Source organism: Marilutibacter maris, from assembly GCF_006546735.2.
Taxonomy (GTDB): domain Bacteria; phylum Pseudomonadota; class Gammaproteobacteria; order Xanthomonadales; family Xanthomonadaceae; genus Marilutibacter; species Marilutibacter maris.
Map to the genome: position 1 here is coordinate 43,379 of NZ_VICD02000100.1, position 9,722 is coordinate 53,100.

Consider the following 9,722-nt stretch of genomic DNA (forward strand, 5'->3'; position numbering starts at 1 on the left):
GGGGGCTTGGCTGAGGTCAGTCATGGGAGATCCTGTTGCGCAGCAGCAGGGCGCGGGCGATCAGGCTGACACATAGTACGAACATGGCCAGGACCAGCGCGCCGGCCCAGGCGATGCTCTGCCAGGACTCGTAGGGACTGCCGGCGAACTGGTACATCACCACCGGCACGCTGGCCATCGGTTGCAGCACGTCGGTGCTCCAGTACTGGTTGCCGAAGGCGGTGAACAGCAGCGGCGCGGTCTCGCCGGAAATACGCGCCAGCGCCAGCAGGATACCGGTGACGATACCGGCCGAGGCGCTGCGGTACAGCACCTGCACGATCACCTTCCACTGCGGGATGCCCAGCGACAGCGCGGCCTCGCGCATCTGCGCCGGTACCAGCCGCAGCATTTCGTCGGTGGTGCGGACCACCACCGGCAGCACGATGAAGGCCAGGGCGATGGCGCCGGCGAGGGCCGAGAAGTTGCCGCCGCTCTGCGCCACCACCAGGGTGTAGACGAACAGGCCGAGCACGATCGACGGGGCCGACAGCAGGATGTCGTTGACGAAGCGGACCACGGTGCCGAGCTTGCGCGCGTTGCCGTACTCGGCCAGCCAGGTGCCGGCGGCGATGCCCAGCGGGGTGCCGATCAGGATCGCCAGCAGGCACATCACCGCGCTGCCGAAGAAGGCGTTGCGCAGGCCGCCCTCCTGCAGCGGCGGCGGGGTGTCCTGGGTGAACAGCGCCCAATCGATGCCGCCGATCGCCTTGGCGGCCAGGGTCCACAGGATCCAGCCGAGGAAGAACAGTCCGAACACCGCGGCGGCGCAGGCCAACACGAGCGCCAGGGCGTTGATCACGCGGCGCCGGCGGTACAGCGCGTCGGCGGCCTTCAGCTGGGCGGCATCCCTCACGGCGGTGGCCATCAGTTGCCCTCCTTCTTGGACAGCTTGTGGAGCATGATGCGGGCGATCGCCAACACCACGAAGGTGACCACGAACAGGACGAAGCCGAGCAGCAGCAGGGCCGAGCGGTAGGTCTCGGTGGCCTCGCCGAAGTCGTTGGCGATCAGCGCGGCAATGGTGGTGCCCGGCTCCAGCAGCGACGGCGAGAAGCGCACGCTGTTGCCGACCACGAAGGCGACCGCCATGGTCTCGCCGAGCGCGCGGCCGAGGCCGAGGAACACGCCGCCGATCACTGCCGAGCGGGTGTACGGCAGCACGATGTCCCAGGTCACCTCCCACTTGGTCGAGCCCAGCGCGTAGGCGGACTCCTTCAGCCGGGTCGGCACGGTCAGGAACACTTCGCGCATCACCGAGGAGATGAACGGGATCACCATGATCGACAGCACGATGCCCGCGGTCAGCATGCCGATGCCCAGCGGTGGCCCCTGGAACACCGCGCCGATCACCGGCAGGGTGCCGAGGTTGTCGTTGAGCCACGGGGTCACGTGCTCGGTCATCACCGGGACCAGCACGAACAGGCCCCACATGCCGTAGATGATCGAGGGGATGCCGGCCAGCAGCTCGATCGCGGTGCCGATCGGTCCGCGCGCCCAGCGCGGCGCGACCTCGGTCAGGAAGAAGGCGATGCCGAAGCTGACCGGAACCGCGATCAGCATCGCGACGATCGCGGTGACGATGGTGCCGTAGATGGGCACCAGTGCGCCGTACTTGTCCTCCACCGGGTTCCATTCGGTGGTGGTGAAGAAGTCCAGTCCGCTGGCGGCCAACACGTGGCGGCCGCCCCACAGCATCGACAGGGCGGCGCCGGCCAGTGCGACCAGCACCAGGGCGACGGTGGCCACCAGGACATAACGGAACCAGCGGTCGTTGCGGGCGTCCTTGACGTCGCGGGACTTGGGGGCGCTGGCGGGAAGGGTGGTCGCGTTCATGCGGGGCCGTCGATGCGGAGCGAAGTGCGTCCGGGGTCTGGAAAAAGGGCCGTCATCCGGCCGCAGCCGGAAGTGGGCGGCCTTGCCGCCTGCTCATCCACGCGTTGGCAGGGATCCAGGGCCGATGTCCGGGACCTGGGAGAGAGACCAGGGATCCGGCACCGGTGCTGGATCCCCGCCTCAGCGGGACGAGGAAACGACGAGGGCGCCCGGACAATGCCCCGGGCGCCCGGCTGCATTACTTGAACTCGGCAGCCCAGTAGGACTCGACCTGCTGCACCAGCTCCGGCGGCAGCGGCACGTAGTGCAGCTCCGAAGCCTGGGCCTGGCCGTTCTCGAACGCCCACTTGAAGAAGGCCATCGCATCGGCGCTGCGCTTGGCGTCCTTGGGCTGCTTGTACATCAGGATGAAGTTGGTCGCGGTGATCGGCCAGGCATCGGCGCCCGGCGCGTTGGTGATCACCAGGTGGAAGTCCTTGGTGTTCGCCCAGTCGGCGGTCGCGGCGGCGGCCTGGAAGCTCTCGGCGCTCGGGGCCACCCAGTTGCCGGCGGCGTTCTGCAGGGTCGCGTAGGCCATGTTGTTCTGGATCGCGTAGGCCAGCTCGACGTAGCCGATCGAACCCTTGATCTGCTGGACGTAGGAGGCGACGCCCTCGTTGCCCTTGCCGCCGACGCCGGTGATCCACTTCACCGACTTGCCTTCACCGACCTGGTCCTTCCAGGCGCTGCTGACCTTGCTCAGGTAGTTGGTGAAGTTGAAGGTGGTGCCGGAGCCGTCGGAGCGGTGGACCAGGTTGATCTTCAGGTCGGGCAGGGCGACGTCCGGGTTGGCCGCGGCGATCGCCGCGTCGTTCCACTTCTCGACCTTGCCCAGGTAGATGTCGGCGAGCAGCTCGCCGGTCAGGCGCAGCTTGCCGGCCTCGATGCCCTCGACGTTCAGCACCGGGACCACGCCGCCGATCGCCGACGGGAACTGGCCCAGGCCGGCCTCGGCCAGCTCCTCGGGGCTCAGCGGGGCGTCGGAGGAGCCGAAGTCGACGGTGCCGGCCTTGATCTGGGCGATGCCGCCGCCGGAGCCGATCGACTGGTAGTTCACCTTGGCGCCGGTCTGGGCGTTGTAGTCGGCCGACCACTTGGAGATCAGCGGGAAGATGAAGGTGGCGCCGGCGCCGGTGATCTCGGCGGCGACCTTGTCCGAAGCCGCCTCCGCGGCGGCCGGGGCGTTGCTGCCTTCGCCCGTGGCCGGGGCTTCCGACGACGGCTTGCAGGCGGCCAGGGCCAGGGTGGTGGCGAGGGCGAGGACGGCGATACGGGCCGGCGAGGATTTCATGTATGACTCCATGAGAGAGAGGCCGGCGCGGGGCCGGCGGGCGGGACTATGAAATGATGTTTTTGTTACACCCCTGTTACACCTGTCGGGTCTATGACCCAAGTCCATGAAAAACATGGACAAATTCATGTTTCCGACAGGGCGCGCAGGGGCCGGAAAGAGCCCGGTTCGGGTACATTCGAACCGGGCTTTGTTACATCCGTTCAGGGGTTGGATCGGCCTCAGTAGCCGATTTCGCGGGTCCAGTAGGCCTCGATCTGCTCGGTCAGCGAGTCCGGCAGGGCCACGTAGTCCAGTGCCTTGGCCTGGGCGTCGCCGTTGGCGTAGACCCAGCGGAAGAACTCGCGGGCCTGGCGTGCGCCGTCGACGTCCTGCGGCTGCTTGCGCATCAGGATGAAGTTGGTGGCGGTGATCGGCCAGGCCTGCTCGCCGGGGGCATTGGTCATGACCAGGTAGAAGTGCTCGGCCCGGGTCCAGTCGGCGCTGGCGGCGGCGGCCTGGAAGCTGTCGTCGCTGGGCAGGATGTAGTTGCCGGCGGCGTTCTTCAGGCGCGAGTAGGCCAGGCGGTTCTGCAGCGCATAGGACATCTCGACGTAGCCGATCGCGCCGCGGATCTGCTTGACGTAGGCGGCGACGCCCTCGTTGCCCTTGCCGCCGATGCCCAGCGGCCACTTGACCGAGGTGCCTTCGCCGACCGAGTCCTTCCATGCCGGGCTGACCTTGGACAGATAGTTGACGAAGTTGAAGGTGGTGCCGGAGCCGTCGGAGCGGTGGATCACGGTGATCTTGGTGTCCGGCAGCGTGATGCCGCCGTTGAGCGCGGCGATGCGCGGATCGTTCCAGTGGGTCACGTTGCCGAGGAAGATGTCGGCCAGCAGATCGCCGTCGAGCTTCATCGCGCCGGAGGCGACGCCGGGGATGTTGATGATCGGCACCACGCCGCCGATCACCGACGGGAACTGGGCCAGGCCATGCTCGGCCAGCTCCTGCGGCGGCAGCGGCTTGTCGGAGGAGCCGAAGTCGACGGTGCCGGCCTTGATCTGGGCGATGCCGCCGCCGGAGCCGATCGACTGGTAGTTGACGCGCTTGCCGGTGGCTTCGGCATAGTCGGCCGACCACTTGCTCATGACGGGATAGACGAACGAAGCGCCGGCGCCGGTCACGTCCGAGGCGGAGGCATTGAAGCTGAGGCCGGCGGCGAGCGCGAGCGCGGCCAGCGCGGTGCGGGAGGCGTGGATCACGGTGGGATTCCTGTAAGGGTGGTCAGGAGGTGCGGGAGGCTGCGGGTACCCCTGCGGCGGCGGTCGACGCGGCAGCCAGGGAAAAAAGAGGCGCGGTCGGGGAACCGCGCCTCGGAGTAGCCCAATGGGAGAGAGAGGAGGGGCTTACCAGAAGAACTGTGCGCGGGCTTCGATGATGTTCGGGCTGTCGTCGACGCCGCGACGCTCGCTGTCGACCTTCACGTAGTCGACCATGAACTTGAAGTTCGAGCGCCAGTAGTAGTTCACGCCGACGGTCCAGGTATCCATCTGGCCGCCCTGGACGATGCCGTCGTCCAGATCCAGGGTGTCGTAGCGCAGGCCCAGCTGCCACATGCCGCTGGCCGGGTTCTCGGCGCCGGAGGTGCCGGGGACGCCGCCCTTGTTGGTCCAGGTCTCGCCGGTGACGTTCCACACGCCGCTGATGTAGCCGCCGCTGCTGTCGAAGTCGCTGCCGGGCTGGCTGGCGAAGCCGGTGTCGTAGCGGTCGACCGAGTTCATCATGTACTCGGCCTGCAGCTTGAACGGGCCATGCACCCAGAACGACTCCAGGCCGATCGTCGAGGTGCGGTCGGCGTTGAGGATGCCGCTGCTGCCGGTGTCGATCAGGCGGTTGGACAGGTCGGCGTCGGGACGGGCGCGCCAGCGGATGGTGTCGCCGTCGACGTCGTAGTTGGCGTAGGAGGCGCCGATGTAGAAGACGTTGCCCTTCTCGTTGATCGGTGCCCAGCCGCCGCGCAGGCCGAAGCCGCTGCCGTGCGCGCGGTTGCGGGTCAGCTCGCGGCCGAAGTAGCTGGCGCTGACCTGCCAGTCGTCGCTGCCGATGTTGTAGCTGGCACCCAGGCGACGACCCACCGCGAAGGTGTTGGTGATCATCGCCTTGGAGATGAAGTCGTTGTTCTTGGTCGAGGACAGCTCTTCCATGCTGTTGGGCTGCTTGAACTGGCCGACCTGCACGTAGTGCTTCTTGTCGCCGCCGATCTTGTACTTGACGTTGGCGTCGAGGAACTTGCCGTCGCCGGAAGCGTCGTAGCCCAGCACCCAGTCGATGTTGCCCGGGCCCTTGCCCTTGAGCACCAGCTCGGCGCGGCGCAGGCCGAAGTCGGTGTCGTCGCCATCGCTGCCGTCGGCATCGAGATTGGCGACGTCATTGTCGTACCAGTAACCGTCGGTCTGCAGCAGCCCCTCGAAGCTCACTTCGGAGCCGCCGATCACGTCGATGGCGACTTCCGCGTGGGCGGCCGGCGCGACGCAGGCGAGGATGGCGAGAGCGAGAGGGGCGGGGATGAGTTTCATTGGGCTGGCCCTTGGGGCATGGGAAGAGTGGGCGCAGCGTATGTAGTGATGATGACGCTCGTATGACAGCCATGTCTTCTTGCTGTCCTCGGGGCGTCATGTGACATGTTCGTGAGTGCTTGTCGGTTATTTCTTTAATTTCAATAGCTTGAATCAAGTTTTCTGTAATTTCACTGAAATCCATCCGGTCACCGCGGAGCCTGGGTGCGACTGCTGTCGAGGCGGTTGCCGGCTTTGTGGCGGTGTTGTTTCAGATCCGGGCGCGGGTGCCGGTCAGTACGGCAAGCGTCCCCGGTCGCTGCGTTCCAGCCCGGCCGCGCCCGGTTCGAAACCCTGCGCCTGCAGTCCGAGGGCGATGCCCGGCAGGTCGCTGCGTATCGTGGCGCGGGCGTCGTATCCGCCGTTCGCATCGATGTCGATCGCGATCGTGGCCGCCTCGATGCCGGGCGGGAGGCTGCCGGCGGGTGCGAGTTCGATGCGGGCGACGGGCCCGGCGCACACCGCGCGTCCGTCGAGCCGGAGCGCCGGGCCCGGATCGCCGCCGCCGGCGTCGGCGTCCAGTTGGAGGTCGAGACCGATCCGGCCGCCGGCGTTCTCGCAGCGACCGTCGCGGAACAGCGCGGTGGCGCCGTCCAGGTTCAGGCGCAGGTCGGCGCCGGGCCATGCGTGCGCGCTCAGCCCGAGTTCGCCATGAGCGTCGCGCAGTCCCCGCACCCGGCCGCGTACCACGGTCGCACGCAAGTGCGGGCTGGCCAGCGCCCAGTGCTGTTGTCCGTACAGCAGCGGCAGCACCCGCAGCCGAAGGTCCAGCGTATCCAGTGCGATCGCGCCCCAGCGGGCGCCGCGCAGCTGGCCGGACCACAGGCTGCCGGACACCTCCCGCGCCTGCAGGGGGCCGTCGCCGGCGAACGCGTCCAGGGCGATGCGCAGCGGCAACAGCAGCACCAGCATCGCGATGCAGGCGGCCACGAACACCGCCAGCAGTCGCAGGCGCCGTCTCATGCGCCGTCCCCCGCGTCTGCGCCTGTCGACGCGGCGGCTTCCAAGGTGTCGAAGCCGACCTCGACCCGCAACGCGCCGTCGCGTCTTTCCACGTGCAGCGTGTCCGGTCCGATCCCGTGGTCGTGCCGCAGACCGGCCAGCCAGGCGAACAACGGCTCCGACTGGACCCTGTCGATGCCCAGCACCAGTGCGCCGTGCTCGTCGCGGCGGCGACGGCTGACCGCGATCCCGGCATCGGCGGCGCTGTCGAGCAGAGCCCGGGTGCCGGGACGGCCGCGGTCGTCCCGCTCCCGGACAAGACGCAGTTCCGAGGCCAGTCCGCGCACCGCCGTGGCATCGGCGGCGGCGCGGTCGTAGCCGGCCCGCGCCGCGTCGCGCAGGTACCGCAACGGGGTCAACAGCGCGTACCAGTAGGCGAAGGCGGCGAGCATCACCAGCATTGTCGCGACCATCGTCCGTTCGCGGTCGTCGCGCGCGCGCCACCACTCCGCGATCCGCCGCGGTTGTCCGTTCATGGTCTGGCCTCCATCGGCGTGTCGCTGCGGGGCGGTCGCTCGTCGATCCGGATCGTGGTGGACAGACCGCCGCCGCCATCGCGGGTGTCGCCCACCTCCAGCCGCAAGCCGGCATCCGACAGGCGCCTGCGCAGTTCATCGAGGTCGCCGCGGGCCGGGTGGGCGACGACGGCCTCCAGGGCCTTGTCGCGACGGTAATCCAGACGCTCCAGTTGCAGCGTCGGGATCGTCGAGATCGCGCCATGCAGCGCGGCGTTGAGGCGGGCGAAGCGGTCGCCGGCCGCGGTCGAGATCAAGGCGTCCTGGAGCGAGGTGATCGGGTCGCCGCCGGCGGTGGCGCCGAGGTCCTGGACGGTGGCCGCGGTCTCGCTCCGCAATGCCGATGCGGCGATGCCGTAGCGGGCCGCCCCGACCGCGACGAGCAGCAGGGGGGACAACGCGAGCAGCCCCGCCAGCAGTGCGACCCGACGCCAGCGGGGCAGGTCCGAAGGTTGCGCCTCGGCGCGCGCGAAGCGGCCCTGGAGCAGGTCGACCGACGCTGCCACCGCGCCCCGGGCCAGAACCGCCTCGACCTGGCCGGTGTCGGCGACCGGCGTCGTCGGTGGAGCACCGGCAAGCACCGTTTCGGCCAGCCCGGCTTCGCAGCCGAATGCCAGTTCCGGGGCGCGTACCAGCCATTGGCCGTCGCGCTCGAACACGGTCGCGGCCGCCGTGCGGGCCTCGTCCCGGTCCGGCGCCTGCGGTGCCGGCAGCAGCATGTAGTCGGGGATCGCCATGTCCGGCTCGAAACCGAGCGTCCGGGCGCGGTCGAGGTGATGCCGCAGCACCGCCGGGGCGAGGTACAGCACTTGCCGGCGCGTACCCGCGTCGGGCGGCGCAGCGAGCACCACGTGCAGATCGTCGCCACCGCCGGCGAGACGCTCTTCGAGCAGCAGCCTCGCCGCGGCCAGTGCCTGGGCTTCGTTGCGGGCCTTCAGTTCCAGCCACTGGCTGCCGACCTGGTGGCCGGGTATCGCCAGGATGCAGCGGACCCCGGACGATCGACCGGATGCCGGCGCGGCGTCCGCGGCCAGCGGGCCGCGCGTGCGGATCGAGCCGTCGGCATCGATCCACAGGCATTGCAGGGTGTCGTCCTGCGCCGATGGCAACAGCAGGAGGGAAGCGGGAACGGAGGGCGGGTGTTTCATTCTTCGGCAGTCCAGCGGCGGGCGACCAGCGCGATTGCGCCATCGCGCCTGTGTTCGAACAGGTCGCTGAGCACGACCTGGGCATCGCCGTACTCGACTTCGGCATGCAGGCCGAAGTAGCGGGTACGCAGCCCGGTCTGCTCGAGCACCGGATTGGGCACATCGGCGGCGGCCAGCGCCGGCTGGCTCCAGAACGCGGCGTGGTCGCGCCAGCCGCCGTCGGGCCGGGCCGCGATCACGCGTCTGGCCTGGGCCGGGTCGAGCGCGCCCAGGGTCAGCATCGTCAGCAACGGTGCGTCCCGCGTCCGCAGCGTGTTGACGTTGAGCGGCGACAGGTCGGCGGTCGGCAGCGCGCATACATGCGGACGCAGGCGCGCGTACACCGCCGCGTCGTAGCCGTTCAGCGCCCGCAGCTCGCTGACCTCGGCCAGCAGCGCACCGGCGGTCCGGTACGCGGGCTGCAATGTCGCGTAGCTGCCGTCCTCGGCGCCCATCGGCGAGCGTTCCGCGTCGGTGTCGATCCAGTCGACCAGGGTGTCGGCAAGCGCCTGCGCCCGATAGGCGTCGAAGTCGATCGCCTCCAGCAGGGCGAGATACTGGCGCACGCCCAGTTCACGGCGCTGCCATTGTTCGGGCGCGCCCTCGACCACGCTGTTGAGGTTGAAACAGGTGGCGGCGTCGAACACGCGCGCGTTGGCCATGCCGCCCTCGCCGGCATCGATCGGGAACGGGAACGCGCGACCGTTCCAGTCGCCGTCGAGGGTGGTGATGCCGGGCGAGCGCCGGGTCAGCGCGTCGATCCGTCGGCGGGCGATCGCCTCGGTGCCCAGTGCGTACCACTGCGCCTGGGCCACGGCCTGGGCGTTGCCGGCGCGGCGCAGGCCGAAGCGGATGTCGTCGAGGATGCCGACGATCAGCACGGTCATCACCGCGACCAGCAACAGCACGGTCAGCAGGGCGACGCCGCGTTGGCGCACGCGACCGGGCAGCGGCCGCTTCATGCCTCTCCCCCCGGCAGCAGGAAGGTCTGACGGATCCGTCCCAGCGCCTCGATGTCCAGGTCCAGCTCGATCGCCTCCGGCAGGTCGCCGCCGCCGCCCGGCCAACCGCTGAGCCACCGGCCGCGATAGCGATAACGGATGGAGGCCGCGCGGATGCCGGACAGCAGCTGTTGCGGGGCATCCGTGCCTGCGCCGTCCAGGGCGGGCCGGCTGCTGCGTTCCAGGCGTCCGTCGGCGAGCCGGTACTCGACGTACCG

The 9,722-nt window shown here is 69.2% G+C and carries 10 protein-coding genes; all 10 read right to left on the reverse strand.

Annotated features, from left to right (window positions below):
• Nucleotides 1-16: 16 nt before the first annotated feature.
• Nucleotides 17-907: a phosphate ABC transporter permease PstA gene (gene pstA / locus FKV24_RS06955; RefSeq protein WP_111265995.1), complete on the reverse strand. Its 891-nt coding sequence runs from the start codon at nucleotides 905-907 to the stop codon at nucleotides 17-19.
• Nucleotides 907-1,875, reverse strand: a complete 969-nt coding sequence (gene pstC, locus FKV24_RS06960) for a phosphate ABC transporter permease subunit PstC (RefSeq protein ID WP_111265996.1) — start codon at nucleotides 1,873-1,875, stop codon at nucleotides 907-909. The genes pstA and pstC overlap by 1 nt, the downstream gene beginning before the upstream one ends.
• Before the next feature lie 238 nt (nucleotides 1,876-2,113).
• Nucleotides 2,114-3,205, reverse strand: coding sequence for a phosphate ABC transporter substrate-binding protein PstS (gene pstS, locus FKV24_RS06965; RefSeq protein WP_141481863.1), 1,092 nt, complete (start codon nucleotides 3,203-3,205; stop codon nucleotides 2,114-2,116).
• Between the two features lie 221 nt (nucleotides 3,206-3,426).
• Entirely contained in the window at nucleotides 3,427-4,446 is a 1,020-nt protein-coding gene (pstS, locus tag FKV24_RS06970) for a phosphate ABC transporter substrate-binding protein PstS (RefSeq protein ID WP_141481864.1), read from the reverse strand.
• Between the two features lie 144 nt (nucleotides 4,447-4,590).
• Complete coding sequence (locus tag FKV24_RS06975; protein WP_111265999.1) at nucleotides 4,591-5,760, reverse strand: OprO/OprP family phosphate-selective porin; 1,170 nt, start codon at nucleotides 5,758-5,760, stop codon at nucleotides 4,591-4,593.
• A gap of 273 nt (nucleotides 5,761-6,033) precedes the next feature.
• Nucleotides 6,034-6,762, reverse strand: coding sequence for a type II secretion system protein N (gene gspN / locus FKV24_RS06980; RefSeq protein WP_141481865.1), 729 nt, complete (start codon nucleotides 6,760-6,762; stop codon nucleotides 6,034-6,036).
• On the reverse strand, nucleotides 6,759-7,277 hold the full coding sequence (gene gspM / locus FKV24_RS06985) for a type II secretion system protein GspM (RefSeq protein ID WP_111266001.1): 519 nt from the start codon (nucleotides 7,275-7,277) through the stop codon (nucleotides 6,759-6,761). Before gspM ends, gspN begins: the two co-directional genes overlap by 4 nt.
• Nucleotides 7,274-8,464, reverse strand: a complete 1,191-nt coding sequence (gspL, locus tag FKV24_RS06990; protein WP_141481866.1) for a type II secretion system protein GspL — start codon at nucleotides 8,462-8,464, stop codon at nucleotides 7,274-7,276. The genes gspM and gspL overlap by 4 nt, the downstream gene beginning before the upstream one ends.
• Nucleotides 8,461-9,465: a type II secretion system minor pseudopilin GspK gene (gene gspK / locus FKV24_RS06995; protein WP_111266003.1), complete on the reverse strand. Its 1,005-nt coding sequence runs from the start codon at nucleotides 9,463-9,465 to the stop codon at nucleotides 8,461-8,463. Before gspK ends, gspL begins: the two co-directional genes overlap by 4 nt.
• On the reverse strand, nucleotides 9,462-9,722 hold a 261-nt coding region (locus FKV24_RS07000), incomplete at its 5' end, for a type II secretion system protein GspJ (RefSeq protein ID WP_211371810.1). The genes gspK and FKV24_RS07000, both read right to left, overlap by 4 nt.

Excerpts from the sequence above, each read along its gene's own strand:
- pstA (WP_111265995.1), bottom strand. The coding sequence starts at position 907 with ATGGCCACCGCCGTGAGGGATGCCGCCCAGCTGAAGGCCGCCGACGCG.
- pstC (WP_111265996.1), bottom strand. The coding sequence starts at position 1,875 with ATGAACGCGACCACCCTTCCCGCCAGCGCCCCCAAGTCCCGCGACGTC.
- pstS (WP_141481863.1), bottom strand. The coding sequence starts at position 3,205 with ATGAAATCCTCGCCGGCCCGTATCGCCGTCCTCGCCCTCGCCACCACC.
- FKV24_RS06975 (WP_111265999.1), bottom strand. The coding sequence starts at position 5,760 with ATGAAACTCATCCCCGCCCCTCTCGCTCTCGCCATCCTCGCCTGCGTC.
- gspN (WP_141481865.1), bottom strand. The coding sequence starts at position 6,762 with ATGAGACGGCGCCTGCGACTGCTGGCGGTGTTCGTGGCCGCCTGCATC.
- gspM (WP_111266001.1), bottom strand. The coding sequence starts at position 7,277 with ATGAACGGACAACCGCGGCGGATCGCGGAGTGGTGGCGCGCGCGCGAC.
- gspL (WP_141481866.1), bottom strand. The coding sequence starts at position 8,464 with ATGAAACACCCGCCCTCCGTTCCCGCTTCCCTCCTGCTGTTGCCATCG.
- gspK (WP_111266003.1), bottom strand. The coding sequence starts at position 9,465 with ATGAAGCGGCCGCTGCCCGGTCGCGTGCGCCAACGCGGCGTCGCCCTG.